Below are 15,873 nucleotides of genomic sequence, written 5' to 3' on the forward strand. Positions count from 1 at the left end.
TCGTCGCCGTAAGACTTTTTGCCGCAGCCGTACCGCGTCGGGACGACGGAGTTAGGCCGGGAGGTGTTACTAACAGGACGCGGAAGACATGCGTCAACCCCTTGACCCGGCTCGTCAGTCGCTATGTGATGCGGCGCAACTACCAGTCGCCGCACGTTGAGGGGCCTGCCGCGACCATCGATCCTGTTGCCTGACCGATTTGCACTCAAACTGCCGGTCGGATCAGCATTTTTTGCTGCAAAGGGATCATTGGGGTGGCCCGTGACGCCAAGCGATCAAAAAGCAACGTCCACCGGACGACCCTCTGAAAGGCCCCTGCCAATGAAACGCGTTCCCCTGGCTCTAACCCTTGCCGCTGCCGCCGCCCTGTCGGTCCAGGCCGCCTCGGCGCAAACCCTGAAGACGGTCACGGACCGGGGGATGCTGTCCTGCGGCGTCAGCGCGGGTCTGCCGGGCTTCTCGTCACCGGACGACAAGGGCAACTGGACCGGGATCGACGTCGACGTCTGCCGCGGGATCGCGGCCGCGATTTTCGATGACCCGACCAAGGTCAAGTTCGTGCCGCTGTCGGCCAAGGACCGCTTCACCGCGTTGCAGTCCGGCGAGATCGACGTGCTGTCGCGCAATACCACCTGGACGCTGTCGCGCGACACCTCGCTCGGCGCCAACTTCACCGGTGTGACCTATTATGACGGGCAGGGGTTCATGGTGAAGAAGTCGCTCAAGGTGAACTCGGCGCTCGAATTGAACAGTGCCTCGGTCTGCGTGCAGACCGGCACCACGACCGAGCAGAACCTCGCCGACTACTTCAAGGGCAACAACATGAAGTATGAGGTGATCGCGTTCGCCTCCGCCGACGAGACCGTGAAGGCCTATGAGAGCGGCCGCTGCGACGTGTTCACCTCGGACGTGTCCCAGCTCTATGCGATGCGGCTGAAGCTTGCCAACCCGGCTGATCACGTCGTGCTGCCCGAGATCATCTCCAAGGAGCCGCTCGGCCCGATGGTCCGTCACGGCGACGATCAGTGGTTCGATATCGTGAAGTGGGTGCTGTTCGCCCAGATCAACGCCGAGGAGATGGGCGTCACCCAGAAGAACGTCGACGAGATGGCCAAGTCGGACAAGCCCGACCTGAAGCGCGCCTTCGGCACGGACGGCAATCTCGGCGAACAACTCGGCCTGACCAAGGACTGGTTCGCCCGGATCATCAAGGCCGTCGGCAACTACGGCGAGATGTTCGATCGTAACGTCGGCGCGGGTTCGAAGCTGCAGATTGCGCGCGGTCTCAACCAGCTCTGGAATAAGGGCGGCATCCAGTACGCGCCTCCGATCCGCTGATCGCCGACGAAGCGGCCGTGGTGATGACCACCGAGCCCCGAAAACCACCGCCTCAATATGTCCTCCGCGTGAAGCGGGCGCTCGGCGGCCAGGCCGGCTGGACCGGTCTAGCCGTGCAAATCCTGTTTGCCGCGGTGCTGGCCTGGGTCACGTACGAAATCGTGGCCAACGCCCGGGCCAACCTCGAGACGCAGCGGATCGCCTCCGGTTTCGGATTCCTCAAGAACACGGCGGGCTTCGACGTCAGCCAGAACCTGATCTCGTACACGGGATCGGACACCTACACGCGGGTGTTTCTGGTCGGCCTCCTGAACACGTTGCTGGTCTCGGGGATCGGCATCGTGTTCGCCACCATCATCGGCTTCTCCATCGCGCTCTGCCGGCTGTCACCGAACTGGCTCGTGTCGCGGCTCGGCGAAATCTACGTCGAGATCGTGCGCAACCTGCCGCTGCTATTCCAGTTGCTGTTCTGGTACCTCGCCGTGCTGGCGGCGCTGCCGGGCCCGCGGCAGAGCATCAACCTGTTCAACGCCTTCTTCCTGTCCAATCGCGGTCTGGTGATTCCGCGGCCGATCGGCCAGGTGGGTCTCGATCCGTTTCTTGTGGCGGTCGCCATCGGTATCCTCGGGTCGCTGCTGCTGCGCGGCTACGCCCGGCGGGCGCTGTTCCAGCGCGGGCAGGCGATCCGGATCTGGCCTTATGTGCTTGGCCTGCTGATCGGGCTTCCGACCGTCACGATGCTGATCTTCGGCGTGCCGTTGACCTTCGAGCTGCCGCAACTGAAGGGCTTCAACTTCTCCGGCGGATCGCGTGTCATCCCTGAACTTGTTGCGCTCGTGGTCGCGCTGTCGACCTATACTGCGGCGTTCATCGCGGAGATCGTCCGAGCCGGCATCCTGTCGGTCCACAAGGGACAGATGGAAGCCGGCTCCTCGCTCGGCCTCTCGCGCGGCGACACCTTGCGGCTGATCGTGATGCCGCAGGCGATGCGCGTCATCGTTCCACCGCTGACCAATCAATACCTCAATCTGACCAAGAACTCGTCGCTCGCGGTCGCGATCGGCTATCCCGATCTGGTCTCGGTCTTCGCCGGCACGACTCTGAGCCAGACCGGCCAGGCGATCGAGATCATCGCCATCACGATGGGCGTCTATCTCGTGCTCTCGCTGATCACCAGCGCGGTCATGAGCGTGTATGGCTGGCGGATCAACCGGAGCCTCGGGGCATGACCGACATCACCGCGGCATCCTTCGTCCGGCAGGACCTCGTCCCCGAACGGCCGGCACCGGTGAAGACGACCGGCTCCATCGGCTTCGCACGCACGCGGCTGTTGAATTCGCCGACCAACATCCTGCTCACGATCCTGGCGGTGGCGCTGCTCTGGTACACGGTCATCCCCACGCTCAAATTCCTGCTGGTCGACGCGGTCTGGACCGGCAAGGGCCGCAATGCCTGCCTTGGGGAGAATGTCGGCGCCTGCTGGCCCTATATCCAGGCCAAGCTCACGCAGCTGATCTACGGCTTCTATCCGGCGGCCGAACGCTGGCGCGTCAACCTGACCTTCATCCTCGCGGCCGCATTGCTGCTGCCGCTGCTGGTTCCGCGCCTGCCGGCGAAGCGCGCGAATGCGGGCCTGTTCTTCTTCGCGTTCCCTGTGGTCGCGTTCTTCCTGCTGCGCGGCGGCGGCCTGACCGGCTTCGGCGTAAGCTGGATCGCCAGTCTTTTGCAGCTGTTCGACGACAGCATCGTCAATGCAGGGCAGGTCCTGGTCAATCTCAGCCAGAGCTCGGCGATCGGTCCATTGCTCTGGGGGATCGGCAAAGTCATTGTGCTGATCGGCGGCTTGATCGGCTGTGTGATCCTTCCGCTGAGCTGGCTGCGTGATCAGCTCCAGACGTCCGGCCAGCCGCTGTGGTTCGACTTCCTGGTCTGTGCGGCGATCGTGTCGCTGATCGTCTTTGTGCTCGGCGGCGGCATGCGGACTGGGCAGCGTGCGCTGGTCGCAAGCCTCCTGACCTTTGCCGGCATTGCCATCGTGATCAAGCTGATGGGGCTCGACCGCGGCGGACTTCCAATCGTCGACACGCGGCTGTGGGGCGGGCTGCTGGTGACGCTCGTGGTCTCGGTCACCGGCATCGTCACCTCGATGCCGATCGGGATTGCGCTCGCGCTCGGTCGCCGCTCGACCATTCCCCTGATCCGGATCTTCTCGATTGCCTTCATCGAATTCTGGCGCGGGGTACCGCTGATCACCGTCCTGTTCTTCGCGACATATATGCTGCCGCTGTTCCTGCCGGGCAATTTCAACGTCGACGGCCTGGTCCGCGCGCTGATCGGCATCGCGTTGTTCGCCGGTGCCTACCAGGCCGAGGTGGTGCGCGGAGGCCTGGCGGCGATCCCGCGCGGGCAAAGCGAGGCGGCGAGCGCGCTCGGCCTGTCCTGGTGGAAGACCACGTCGCTAATCGTGATGCCGCAGGCGTTGCGCCATGTCATTCCCGGTCTGGTCAACAGCTTCATCGCGCTGTTCAAGGATACCTCGCTGGTCTCGATCGTGGCGCTGTTCGACCTGCTCGGGTCGCTGCACGCCACGTTCTCCGACCCGACCTGGTCGACGCCGACCACGGCATTTACTGGCTTTGCCTTTGCGGGAATGATCTACTTCGTGTTCTGCTTCGGAATGTCGCGCTACTCGCTCTCGGTCGAAAACCGGCTCAACGCTCACCGCCGTCATTGAACAAGGTCACCATGTCCACAGATCCGATTGTCAGCATTTCCGGTCTCAACAAATGGTACGGCGATTTCCATGTGTTGCGTGACATCAACCTCGAGGTCGGCAGGGGCGAGCGCATCGTGATCTGCGGTCCGTCCGGTTCCGGCAAGTCGACCCTGATCCGCTGCATCAACGCGCTGGAGGAGTTCCAGGAGGGTGAGATCGTGGTCGACGGCATCGATCTCGGACCGAACCTGCGCCGCGTCGACGAGGTCCGCCGCGAGGTGGGCATGGTGTTCCAGAGCTTCAATCTGTTCCCGCATCTCACCGTGCTCGACAATTGCACGCTGGCGCCGATCTGGGTGCGCAACATCCCGAAGAAGGATGCCGAGGCGACCGCGATGAAGTTCCTTGAGCGGGTCAAGATCCCGCATCAGGCCAACAAGTTTCCTGGCCAGATGTCCGGCGGTCAGCAGCAGCGCGTTGCGATCGCCCGCGCGCTGAGCATGAATCCGAAGGTGATGCTGTTCGACGAGCCGACCTCGGCGCTCGACCCGGAAATGGTCAAGGAGGTGCTCGACACGATGGTGGACCTCGCCAGGGAGGGCATGACGATGCTGGTGGTGACCCACGAAATGGGCTTCGCCCGCGAGGTCGCCAACCGCGTCGTGTTCATGGACGCCGGCCAGATCATCGAGTCGAACACGCCGCAGGAATTCTTCGCCAACCCGCAGCACGCGCGATCGAAGTTGTTCCTGAGCCAGATCCTGCGGTGATTTTGCCGTCATTGCGAGCGAAGCGAAGCAATCCATCCTTCCGCATAGAAAGCATGGATTGCTTCGTCGCTTCAGGCGCAAAATTGCTTTGCAATTTTGTCGCGAGCTCCTCGCAATGACGTTTGCGAATGCTTGCGCACCCTCAGACCAACGGCAGCTTGATCGTGCTGCGCTTCTCCAGCCATTCCGGGACCGGCAGGTTCTTCGAGCGCATGAACTCCGGATTGAACAGCTTGGACTGGTAGCGATTGCCGGAGTCGCAGAGGATCGTGACTATGGTCTTGCCGGGGCCGAGCTGCTTGGCGAGCTGGATCGCGCCCGCGATGTTGATACCTGTCGAGCCGCCCAGGCACAGCCCCTCGTGCTGCAGGAGCTCGTAGATGGTTGTCACGGCCTCCTCGTCGGAAACCAGGAACGCGTCGTCGACCTTCGCCGTCTCGACGACCGGCGTCTTGCGTCCGAGCCCGATGCCTTCGGTGATCGAGTCGCCCGGCGTCGATTTGACCTGGCCATTCTTGAACAGTTCGTACATCGCAAATCCGTGCGGATCGGCGCATGCAGTCACGATGTCCTTGTTCTTTTCCTTCAGGTAGCGGCTGATGCCGGCGAGGGTGCCGCCGGTGCCGACCGAGCAGATAAAGCCGTCCAGCTTGCCGTTGGTCTGCTGCCAGATTTCCGGTCCCGTGGAGTCGTAATGCGCCTTGGGATTGTCGAGGTTATTCCATTGGTCGGCGAACAGCACGCCGTTCGGCTCCGTCTTGCGGAGTTGCTCGGCAAGACGCCGGCCGAGATGCTGATAGTTGTTCGGATTGGAGAAGGGCAGCTGCGGCGCCTCGACGAGTTCGGCGCCACACAACCGCAGCATGTCCTTCTTTTCCTGGCTTTGGGTCTCCGGAATGACGATCAGGGTGCGATAGCCACGCGCGCTCGCAACGACCGCCAGCCCGATGCCGGTATTGCCCGCGGTCGACTCGACGACAAGGCCGCCCGGCTTCAGGTCGCCGCGCTTCTCGGCCTCAAGAATCATCCCTTTGCCGGCGCGGTCCTTGACCGACTGGCCGGGATTCATGAACTCGGCCTTGCCCAGAATGGTGCAGCCGGTCAGCTCGGACGCACGCTCCAACTTGATGAGGGGGGTATTGCCGATCGCTTCGACGACGTCTTTGTTGAATGTCATGTCAGGATGATCTTTTGCCGGTCGATGTTTGCTCGGCGCGAACCTAGTGCGCTGATCGCAAAAGGGAAAGGCTTTTGCACTGCGGCGAAGAGGGCTCAATTTACCTCCATCCAGCCGGGGTCGCGTATGTCCCGCAAGGCGCGTAGAACGCGCTTTTGCGGCCACCGCAGCATCTGGCAGAATCTTCCTCAGGATCGCGCGTTTCGCGTGCGTTTGTGCGCAGAAGCCTCCGACGATCAATTCGCGATGATCGATCGCCCTGGCGCAGCATTTTAGGCATCGATGCGCGATCATTCCGCTTTGACGCAGACCGATTGTCCGCCGCTCCACATCGCCGTCTAGTTGGCGTACAGCGGTGCGATCCTTCGCTGCTAATGGCGCCGCGGTCGTCATAGCGACGTGGCGTGTGCCTTGCTGGCGCGACAGCGACTGTCGAGGCCGGCGAGTTGCGGATTCGGCGCAACAGGCCCCGAGAAATCCCCATGAATTCTTCGCAAGGATCGGGATGTCCGCGCGCAGCCCGGAGTGTGCGGCAATGCTGCAAAAACCGGGGAAAGTCGCAATTTCCGTGGTTCCGAATCGAGCCGCGTGCGACATCGCGTGGCCTTGCGAGGGCTGTCCGCCCCATCTTCGCAAGGGTAATATGGCAGCACGGCTCCATTGGAAGCATCACCCGTGAATATCCCGCAGACCATCGTCGCTCGCGTCATTCGTGCGCCACAGGCGAGGTCTGTGCGGAGCGGAGAATGGGTGTGACCCAGCCCGCTTCCGTGACGGTGCCTGGAGGCGGAGCAGGCCTCGTTGTCCGCTTGCGAGACCTTGCCGGGCGCTCGCTCGTCGCGCTCGGTCTTGTCGCAAGCTCCGCCGGCTGCATCCTGACCCAGGATATCCCGGATCCCGCGCTGGATATCCCGCGGGGCTACAAGGCCGTGCAGCAAGCCCGGGCCGGCGACGCACTGCCCACGCTCGACTGGTGGCGGGCCTTCCGCTCGACCGAGCTGACGCAGTTGATGGAGGAGGCCCAGGTCGTCAACCTGGACATCGCCGCGGCCGTGGCCCGATTCCGCCAGGCCGATGCGTTGGCGCGCCAGGCCGGCGCGGCGCTCTTGCCGAGCGTCTCCGTCGGCGGACAGGAAGCCTATTCGCGCACTTCGGGTTCCAGCGCAAGCGGCCTGTCCATCGGCGGCCGCGAGGTCGTCAACTACAGCACGTCGTTGAGCGCGAGCTACCAGCTCGACTTCTGGGGGCAGAACCGCGATGCCGCGCAGGCTGCGGAGGAGACCGCCGTTGCCAACCGATTCGATCGCGAGGTGACGGCGCTGACAACGCTGACGACGGTTGCCACCGCCTATTTCACGGTACTCGGCACCCAGGACCGCCTGCGCACCGCGCAACGCAATATTACCAGCGCCGAACGCATCCTCAATGCGATCAAGGATCGCTTCAAGGCCGGCACCGGCACTGACCTCGACGTCGCGCAGCAGGAGAGCGTGCTGGCCAACCAGCGCGCCCTGGTGCCGCCGCTGCGGCAAACGCTCGACCAGAACATCAACGCGCTTGCCGTGCTGGTATCGCGGCCGCCGGAAAGCGTGCGCATCTCTGGCGGCTCGCTCAACGCGGTCGCGATTCCGAAGGTCACGCCGGGCCTGCCGTCGGAATTGCTGACCCAGCGGCCTGATATCCGCAGACAGGAGGCCCAGCTTGCCTCGGCGACAGCGAATGTCGGCAGCGCACGCGCTCAATTCTACCCAAGCATCCAGCTGACCGGGCAGGGCGGCTATCAGAGCCAGGCGCTGGTGTCGCTATTCCAGCCGCATGCGGCCTTCTTCAACCTGGTCGGCAGCGCGACGCAGCCGATCTTCGACGGCGGCAGGATCCTCGGCAACTTCGAATACAGCAAGGCCAAGCAGGATGAATTGCTGCAGACCTACCGCAAGACGGTGGTCCAGGCTTTCACCGATGTCGACAACGCGCTGGTCGCGATCCGCGAGACCACGAAGAGGCTGCAGCTGCAGCGCGACGTGCTGTCGGCGTCGCGACGTGCCTTCGATCTGGCCGAGCAGCAGCTCAGGGCCGGCACCGCCGACATCGTAACTGTGCTAAACACGCAGCTGACCCTCTTTCAGGCTGAAGATGCCTACTCCCAGGCCCAACTGGCCCGGCTGCTGGCGATTGTGGGCCTGTATCAGGCGCTCGGGGGCGGCTGGGAGCCGAAGATGGAAAGACCGGTCGATGCTCTTTAAGCCCGACACTGGAGATGACGAGAAAACCACGGCGCCGCGCAAGCCGGGCCCGCTCTCGCGCGCGCTCAAGCGCATGGTGTCGCTGATCATCACGCTCGTGATTCTGGGCGGTCTCGGTTATCTCGGGTGGCTTGCGATTCAGCAAAAGCAGGGCGGCGGTGGCGGCCGCCGCGCGGGTATGCGGCCGGACTTGCCGGTCCCGGTGCTTGCAGCGACGCCGCGCGTGCAGGATGTGCCGGTCTATCTCGACGGCGTCGGCTCGGTGAAGGCGCTGAACACCGTGACCGTGCGCTCGCAGGTCGACGGCAAGCTCATCAAGGTGAATTTCGTCGAGGGCCAGGACGTCAAGAAGGACGACGTGCTTGGCGAGATCGATCCCGCGATCTACCAGGCGCAATACGACCAGGCGGTCGCCAAGAAGGCGCAGGACGAGGCGCTGCTCGCCAATCAGAGGCTCGACCTCGCACGCTACCAGCAACTCGCCGCCACCAATGCCGGCTCGAAGCAGCAGGCGGATACGCAGAAGGCGGTGGTGGCGCAGCAGGAGGCGCTGGTCAGGGCCGATCAGGCGGCGATCGAAAACGCGGCGGCGACGCTGAGCTACACCAAGATCATCGCGCCGATCTCGGGGCGCGCCGGCCTGCGCCAGGTTGACCAGGGCAATATCATCCACGCGTCCGACACCACCGGGCTCGTCATCCTGACCCAGCTGCAGCCGATTGCGGTATGGTTCAGCCTGCCGCAGCAGCAGATCACGCGGGTGAATGCGGCGGCGGCCAAGGGCGCGCTTGCCGTCGACGTGTTCGGCAATGACGGTGTCACCGTGATCGATACCGGCAAGCTGACCGGCATCGACAACCAGGTCGATCCAACCACCGGCACGCTGAAGCTGAAGGCCGAATTTCCCAATGCCAGTTACCAGCTCTGGCCCGGACAATTCGTCAATGTCCGCCTCAAGGTGGAGACGCTGGCGCAGGCGATCGTGGTGCCGACCTCGGCGGTGCAGCGCGGCCCGGCCGGCACGTTCAGCTATGTGATCGGCGCGGACAACGTCGTGACCGCGAAGCCGGTCACCGTGACGCAACAGAACGAGCACGACGCGGTCATCGCGAGCGGCCTGACCACGTCAGATCGCGTCGTGACGACCGGCTTCGCCAATCTCGCCGACGGTTCGAAGGTCCTCATCGGCAAGGACGGGCCGGCTCCAGCCGCCGATCTCGCGCCGCGCAAGCGAGGCCGCAATCCCGATGGCAAGGGTGGGGGCCAGGGGCAGGGCAAGAACGGCGAGCAGCACGGCGGCCGGCACCAGCACAGCGAGGGCGATCAGAAGGGGCAGACCGGACCGGCGCCGGCAGCAGGGGGCGAACAGTCAGGCGGCGCGGCGAAGTCGCAGCCATGAGCGTCTCCGAACCGTTTATCCGCCGGCCGATCGCGACCTCGCTGCTCGGCATTGCGCTGATGATTGGCGGCGCGCTCGGCTACTGGGCGCTGCCGGTCTCGGCGCTGCCGCAGGTCGACTTCCCGACTGTGCAGGTCACGACGCAACTGCCGGGCGCCAGCCCCGACGTGATCGCTTCGCTGATCACCGCGCCGCTCGAGCGGCAGCTCGGCCAGATCCCGTCGCTGTCGTCGATGAATTCGACGAGCTCGTTCGGCGTCAGCCAGATCTCGCTGCAGTTCGATCTCAACCGCGACATCGACGGCGCAACGCAGGACGTGCAGGCGGCGATCAATGCCGCGGCCGGCATTCTGCCGAAGACGCTGCCGTATCCACCCGTCTACGCCAAGGTGAACCCGGCGGACGCGCCGGTCATGACGCTGGCGCTGACCTCAGACACGATCTCGCTGCGGGCGATGAGCGATCTCGCCGACACCATCCTGGGCCAACGGCTGAGCCAGATTTCGGGCGTCGGCCGGGTCTCGATCCTCGGCGGGCTCAAACCCGCGGTGCGCGTGCAGGCCGATCTGGCGCGCCTTGCGGCCTACGGCATCGCGATGGAGGATTTGCGCAACGCGATCGCGGGCGCCAACGTGTCGGGGCCGAAGGGATCGCTCGACGGCGCCCAGCAATCCTACACCATCGCCGCCAACGATCAGATCGCCGCGGCCGACGCCTACAGGCCGGTCATCATCGCTTATCGCAATGGGGCGCCGGTCACGATCGGCGACGTCGCAGAGATCGTCGACGGGCTCGAGAACGACCGCACCGGTGGCTGGTACCAGGGCACGCCGGCGGTCATCATCGACATCCAGCGCCAGCCCGGCGCCAACGTCATCGACGTCGTCAAGCAGATCCGGACTGAAATTCCGCGGATGCAGCGGTCGATCCCGGCCGGCGTCAAATTGACTGTCGTGTCCGACCGCACGGTGACGATCCGGGCGTCTGTCCACGACGTGCAGTTCACGCTGATCCTGAGCGTGGTGCTGGTGACGCTGGTGGTGCTGCTGTTCCTGCGGTCGCTGCGCGCGACGCTGATCGCGGGCGTGGCGCTGCCGCTGTCCCTGATCACGAGCTTCGGCATCATGTATTTTGCCGGCTTCAGCCTCGACAATCTGTCGCTGATGGCGCTGACGATCGGAACCGGCTTCGTGGTCGACGACGCTATCGTCATGATCGAGAACATCGTCCGCCACATGGAAGAGGGCGAAACGGTGATGGAGGCGTCGCTGAAGGGCGCCAGCGAGATCGGCTTCACCGTGATCTCGCTGACAGTGTCGCTGATCGCCGTGTTCATCCCGCTGCTGTTCATGTCGGGCCTGGTCGGCCGCATGTTCCGCGAATTCGCGCTGACGCTGACGATCGCGGTCGTGACCTCGGCGGTGGTCTCGCTGACGCTGACCCCGATGATGTGCTCGCGGCTGCTCAAGAACATCCACGAGGAGGTCGCAGTTCGCGGGCTTGCCGCGGTCAGCCGCTTCATCGACTATATGGTGGAGCTCTACCGCCGCACGCTGCTGTGGGTGCTGCAGCGCCAGCGCGCGACGCTCGTGGCGACGTTCGCGACGATCGCACTGACGCTGCTCATGTATGTGATCGCGCCGAAGGGCTTTCTGCCGCTGCAGGACACCTCCTCGATCACGGCGGTGACGGAGGCCGGCCCCGACGTCTCGTTCGCGGAAATGCAGCGCCGGCAGACCGCGGCCTCCGACATGATCAAGGCCGATCCCGACGTGACCGGCGTCGTCTCGGTGATCGGCGCGGGCTCGGTCAATCCGACCACCAATGTCGGGCGTCTGGTGATGACGCTGAAACCGCGCGACCAGCGGCGCGGCGACGTCGCGGCGGTGATCGCGCGCCTCAAGCAGAAAGTGGCGACGATCCCCGGCATGACGGTCTACTTCCAGCCGGTGCAGGATGTGCAGATCTCGACCCAGTCGAGCCGCTCGCAATATCAGTACACGCTGACCGGTACCGACGCCGCCGAAGTGTCGGAATGGGCGCAGAAGCTGGTCGCCGAAATGCGGCGCGATCCGATCTTCCGCGACGTCTCGTCGGAGACGCAGGACGGCGGCTTGCGCGCGGCGCTCGACATCAACCGCCAGCGCGCCGGCCAGCTCGGCGTCAATCTGCAGGCCGTGACCGACACGCTCAACGACGCCTTCGCCCAGCGGCAGATCTCGACGATCTACGGCCAGGCCAACCAGTACCGCGTGGTGCTCGAGGCGCTGCCGATGTATCAGCGCGACCCGTCGATCCTGGACAAGCTCTATGTGCCCGGCACGAACGGCGCGCAGGTGCCGTTATCAGCGGTGGCGACACTGACGCGGACCACGGCGCCGCTGGCGATCTCGCACCAGGCGCAATTCCCGTCGGTCTCGCTCAGCTTCAACCTGGCGCCCGGGGAGGCGCTGGGCGACGCGGTCGCGGCGGTGAAGACGATCGAGACCCGGATCGGCATGCCCGGCAGCATCGTCGGCATCTATTCCGGCGACGCCGCCGAGTTCGCGCGATCGCTCGCGGGACAGCCCTGGCTGATCCTGGCTGCGATCATCACGATCTACATCGTGCTCGGCGTGCTCTATGAAAGCTACATCCATCCGATCACCATCCTGTCGACACTGCCGTCGGCCGGCGTCGGTGCCATCCTCGCGCTGATGCTGTGCGGACAGGATCTCTCCGTGATCGGCCTGATCGGCATCATCCTCCTGATGGGCATCGTCAAGAAGAACGCGATCATGATGATCGACTTTGCGCTGGAAGCCGAGCGGCACAAGGGCATGTCGTCCTATGACGCGATCGTGCAGGCCTGCCTGTTGCGCTTCCGCCCGATCATGATGACGACCTTGGCCGCGCTGTTCGGCGCGCTGCCACTCGCGATCGAAAGCGGCACCGGATCCGAGCTGCGCTTTCCGCTCGGCATCTCCATCATCGGCGGCCTCCTGCTCAGCCAGTTGCTGACACTCTACACCACGCCGGTAATCTATCTGGCGCTCGACCGGCTCAATCGCCGTATCGAGAAGGCGGTACCGGAGGCCGGTCCGCAGGGCCCGCCGGTCGCAGGCGCGACCGAGGGCATGCAGTGATGTCGATCTCGGACCCCTTCATCCGCAGGCCGGTGGGCACCACGCTGCTTGCGATCGGGCTGTTCCTGGTCGGCATCGTCGCCTACGAGTTCTTGCCGGTGTCTTCGGTTCCGAGCGTCGACTTTCCGATGATCCGAGTGCAGGCGACCCGGCCCGGCGCCGACCCGTCGGTGATGGCCGCGACCGTGGCGGCGCCGCTCGAGCGCAAGCTCGGCGAGATCGCCGGCATCGACCAGATCACCTCCACGAGCTCGCTGGGCTCGACCAGCATTCAGGTCCAGTTCTCGATCGGCCGCGACATCGATCGCGCTGCGCGCGACGTGCAGGCCGCGATCAATGCCTCGCTCGCCGATCTGCCGAGCGACCTACCGTCGCTGCCCAAATTCCGCAAGGCCAATCCGGCTGCGGCCCCCGTCTTCGTGCTGGCGCTGACCTCGAAGACGATCTCGACCAGTGCGATGTACGATGTCGCCGACACGGTGCTGGCGCAGCGCATCTCGCAGGTTCCGGGCGTGGGCGAGGTCACCGTCAGCGGCGCCGACCAGCCGGCGGTGCGCATCTCGCTCAACCCGGTGGCGCTGGCCAATGCCGGGATCGCGACCGACGATGTCCGCACCGCCATCGTCAACGCCAATCCGCTCGGCCCGGTCGGCATCTTCAACGGCGACCGGCAGAGCGAGACGCTCTCGATCAACAAGCAGATGCGCACGGCGGCCGAGTTCCGCGACATCATGATCAAGAGCTCGAATGGCAGCTTCGTGCGGCTCTCAGATGTCGCCGAGGTCGCGGACTCCGTCCGTAACGCCCGTTCGATCGCCTGGTTCAATAAGCAGCCCGCGGTCCTGATCCAGATCACAAAGCAGGGCGACGCCAACGTCATCGACACCGTCGATCGCGTCCGTGCGCTGATCCCCGAGCTGAGGCAGTGGATCCCGGCCGGCGTCGAAATCTCGACCCTGGTCGACCGGACCGGCACGATCCGGGCGAGCGTCCAGGACATGCAGCTCACGTTGCTTGCGACCGTGATGCTGGTGATGGTCGTGGTGTTCGTGTTCCTGCGCCGGGGCGTACCGACGATCGCCGCCGGCGTGTCGGTGCCGCTGGCGCTGGCCGGCACCTGCGGCGGCATGTGGCTCGCAGGCTTCTCGATCGACAATCTGTCGCTGATGGCGCTCGCGATCTCCGTCGGCTTCGTGGTCGACGACGCCATCGTGATGATCGAGAACATGTACCGCAATCTCGAGCAGGGCATGGCGCCGTTTCCGGCTGCGCTCGAGGGCGCCAAGCAGATCGGCTTCACGGTGCTGTCGATCTCGCTGTCGCTGATCGCAGCGTTCACGCCGCTGATCTTCATGGACGGGATCGTGGGCCGGCTGTTGCGCGAATTCTCGCTGACACTGACCTTTGCGATCGTGGTCTCGACCGTGGTGTCGCTCACGGTCACGCCGATGATCTGCGCACACTACATCAAGGAGACGACCTCCGACCACGCGACCTGGTACGACCGCGCGATCGAGGGCACGCTGTCGCGGGTTGTGGCGTTCTACACCTGGACGCTGCGCGTCGTGCTCGGTTACCCCTTCCTGACGCTGCTGGTGTTCTTCGCCACTATCGCGCTGACGGTGACGCTCTACATCAAGACGCCGAAGGGATATTTTCCCACCGACGACAGCGGCTTCGTGATCGGCTCGACCCGCGCCTCTCCCGATATCTCCTTCCAGGCGATGCTCGGGCTGCAGCAGCAGCTTGCGGATATCGTGATGGCCGACCCCGCGGTCGCCGGAATCGGGTCATCGGTCGGCGGCAGCACCTCGAACCGCGGCACCATGTTCATCAGCCTCAAGCCGCCGCAGGAGCGGGGCGGCCTGACGACCGAGCAGGTGATCGACCGGCTGCGCCGAAACCTGTTCATGGTGCCGGGCATCCGCCTGTTCATGTTCGCGGCGCAGGACATCCGCACCGGCGGTCGGCAGAGCGATTCCAACTATCAGTATACGCTGTCCTCGACCGACCTCGAGCTGCTGCAGAAATGGGCGCCGATCGTGGCCAAGCGGATGGAGACGGTGGAGGGCATCACCGACGTATCTTCCGACCGCGATCCGGGGGGACTGCAGCTCAATCTCGTGATCGACCGCAAGATCGCATCGAGCCTCGGTGTCCGCGTCCAGGACATCGACAATGCGCTCAACAATGCGTTCTCGCAGCGGCAGATCTCAATCGTCTATACCCAGCGCAACCAGTACATGGTGGTGTTGGAGATCAATCCGAAATTCCAGAGCGATCCCTCGAACCTCGAGCGCATCTACATTGCCGGCGCCAACGATGTGCAGGTCCCGCTGTCGGCCGTGGTGCATTACCAGCGGGGATTGTCGCCGCTGGCGGTCTATCATTCGGGCGGATTCCCCTCGACCACGGTGTCGTTCAACCTGTTGCCGGACGTGCCGATGGGGGTCGCGACCACGAACATCCAGCAGGCGGTCAACGAGCTGCACATGCCGGAGGGCATTCGAGGCAGCTTCGACGGCAACGCCGGCGACTTCAGGAAGACCAGCGGGCGGCAACCCCTTCTCATCCTCGGCGCGCTGATCGCGATGTATATCGTGCTCGGCGTGCTCTATGAGAGCTTGGCGCATCCGATCACGATCATCTCGACGTTACCCTCGGCGGGCCTCGGCGCCTTGCTGGCGCTGCAGGTCACGAATACGCCGCTGACCGTGATCGCCTTTGTCGGCATCATCCTGCTGATCGGCATCGTCAAGAAGAACGGCATCATGATGGTCGACTTCGCGCTGGAGGCCGAGCGCCATCAGGGACTGTCCTCGCGGGACGCGATCTTCGAAGCCTGCCGGGCGCGCTTCCGGCCCATCCTGATGACGACGATGGCGGCGCTGTTTGCAGGCATTCCGCTTGTCATAGCGGCCGGTCCGGGCACCGAGCTGCGCCGGCCGCTCGGCATTACCATCATCGGCGGCCTGTTCGTCTCCCAGATCCTGACGCTCTACACCACCCCCGTGATCTATCTGCTGATCGACCGGCTGCGGCAGCGCTCGGCGCCATCGGCTGTGCATGCGCCGGCGGAATAGGTTGAAATGCGCGATCTCTGGC

9 protein-coding genes are annotated in these 15,873 nt (G+C 64.5%); 8 read left to right on the forward strand and 1 reads right to left on the reverse strand.

Annotated features, from left to right (window positions below; genetic code table 11):
* Window positions 1-321 precede the first annotated feature (321 nt).
* From AS156_RS21120 to AS156_RS21135, 4 genes are read left to right on the forward strand one after another with little or no spacing between them, the layout of a single operon-like run.
* Window positions 322-1,338, forward strand: a complete 1,017-nt coding sequence (locus tag AS156_RS21120) for an amino acid ABC transporter substrate-binding protein (protein WP_066508251.1) — start codon at window positions 322-324, stop codon at window positions 1,336-1,338.
* A 23-nt stretch (window positions 1,339-1,361) separates the two neighbouring features.
* On the forward strand, window positions 1,362-2,567 hold the full coding sequence (locus tag AS156_RS21125; RefSeq protein ID WP_066508252.1) for an amino acid ABC transporter permease: 1,206 nt from the start codon (window positions 1,362-1,364) through the stop codon (window positions 2,565-2,567).
* Window positions 2,564-4,072: an amino acid ABC transporter permease gene (locus AS156_RS21130; RefSeq protein WP_066508253.1), complete on the forward strand. Its 1,509-nt coding sequence runs from the start codon at window positions 2,564-2,566 to the stop codon at window positions 4,070-4,072. The genes AS156_RS21125 and AS156_RS21130 overlap by 4 nt, the downstream gene beginning before the upstream one ends.
* Before the next feature lie 11 nt (window positions 4,073-4,083).
* Window positions 4,084-4,824: an amino acid ABC transporter ATP-binding protein gene (locus tag AS156_RS21135; protein ID WP_066508357.1), complete on the forward strand. Its 741-nt coding sequence runs from the start codon at window positions 4,084-4,086 to the stop codon at window positions 4,822-4,824.
* 142 nt (window positions 4,825-4,966) lie between these two features.
* Here AS156_RS21135 and AS156_RS21140 read toward each other — a convergent pair whose 3' ends face one another.
* The gene (locus AS156_RS21140; RefSeq protein WP_066508255.1) at window positions 4,967-6,001 is read right to left on the reverse strand and encodes a cysteine synthase A; all 1,035 of its coding nucleotides are present in this window, start codon (window positions 5,999-6,001) and stop codon (window positions 4,967-4,969) included.
* 746 nt (window positions 6,002-6,747) lie between these two features.
* On the opposite strand from AS156_RS21140, the gene AS156_RS21145 reads away from it, so the two are divergent.
* Genes AS156_RS21145 through AS156_RS21160 form a run of 4 tightly spaced genes read left to right on the forward strand, consistent with a single transcriptional unit; the run spans window position 6,748 to window position 15,851 of the window.
* On the forward strand, window positions 6,748-8,244 hold the full coding sequence (locus AS156_RS21145) for an efflux transporter outer membrane subunit (RefSeq protein WP_136626353.1): 1,497 nt from the start codon (window positions 6,748-6,750) through the stop codon (window positions 8,242-8,244).
* On the forward strand, window positions 8,234-9,643 hold the full coding sequence (locus tag AS156_RS21150) for an efflux RND transporter periplasmic adaptor subunit (RefSeq protein ID WP_066508257.1): 1,410 nt from the start codon (window positions 8,234-8,236) through the stop codon (window positions 9,641-9,643). The genes AS156_RS21145 and AS156_RS21150 overlap by 11 nt, the downstream gene beginning before the upstream one ends.
* A complete protein-coding gene (locus tag AS156_RS21155; RefSeq protein ID WP_066508260.1) occupies window positions 9,640-12,768 on the forward strand; it encodes an efflux RND transporter permease subunit in 3,129 nt (1,042 codons plus the stop codon). The genes AS156_RS21150 and AS156_RS21155 overlap by 4 nt, the downstream gene beginning before the upstream one ends.
* Window positions 12,765-15,851, forward strand: a complete 3,087-nt coding sequence (locus AS156_RS21160; RefSeq protein ID WP_066508264.1) for an efflux RND transporter permease subunit — start codon at window positions 12,765-12,767, stop codon at window positions 15,849-15,851. The genes AS156_RS21155 and AS156_RS21160 overlap by 4 nt, the downstream gene beginning before the upstream one ends.
* Window positions 15,852-15,873: the final 22 nt, after the last annotated feature.

Origin of the sequence: Bradyrhizobium macuxiense (assembly GCF_001542415.1) — a bacterium.
GTDB lineage: Bacteria > Pseudomonadota > Alphaproteobacteria > Rhizobiales > Xanthobacteraceae > Bradyrhizobium > Bradyrhizobium macuxiense.

Excerpts from the sequence above, each read along its gene's own strand:
- AS156_RS21155 (WP_066508260.1), top strand. The coding sequence starts at position 9,640 with ATGAGCGTCTCCGAACCGTTTATCCGCCGGCCGATCGCGACCTCGCTG.
- AS156_RS21120 (WP_066508251.1), top strand. The coding sequence starts at position 322 with ATGAAACGCGTTCCCCTGGCTCTAACCCTTGCCGCTGCCGCCGCCCTG.
- AS156_RS21125 (WP_066508252.1), top strand. The coding sequence starts at position 1,362 with ATGACCACCGAGCCCCGAAAACCACCGCCTCAATATGTCCTCCGCGTG.
- AS156_RS21135 (WP_066508357.1), top strand. The coding sequence starts at position 4,084 with ATGTCCACAGATCCGATTGTCAGCATTTCCGGTCTCAACAAATGGTAC.
- AS156_RS21150 (WP_066508257.1), top strand. The coding sequence starts at position 8,234 with ATGCTCTTTAAGCCCGACACTGGAGATGACGAGAAAACCACGGCGCCG.
- AS156_RS21130 (WP_066508253.1), top strand. The coding sequence starts at position 2,564 with ATGACCGACATCACCGCGGCATCCTTCGTCCGGCAGGACCTCGTCCCC.
- AS156_RS21145 (WP_136626353.1), top strand. The coding sequence starts at position 6,748 with ATGGGTGTGACCCAGCCCGCTTCCGTGACGGTGCCTGGAGGCGGAGCA.
- AS156_RS21140 (WP_066508255.1), bottom strand. The coding sequence starts at position 6,001 with ATGACATTCAACAAAGACGTCGTCGAAGCGATCGGCAATACCCCCCTC.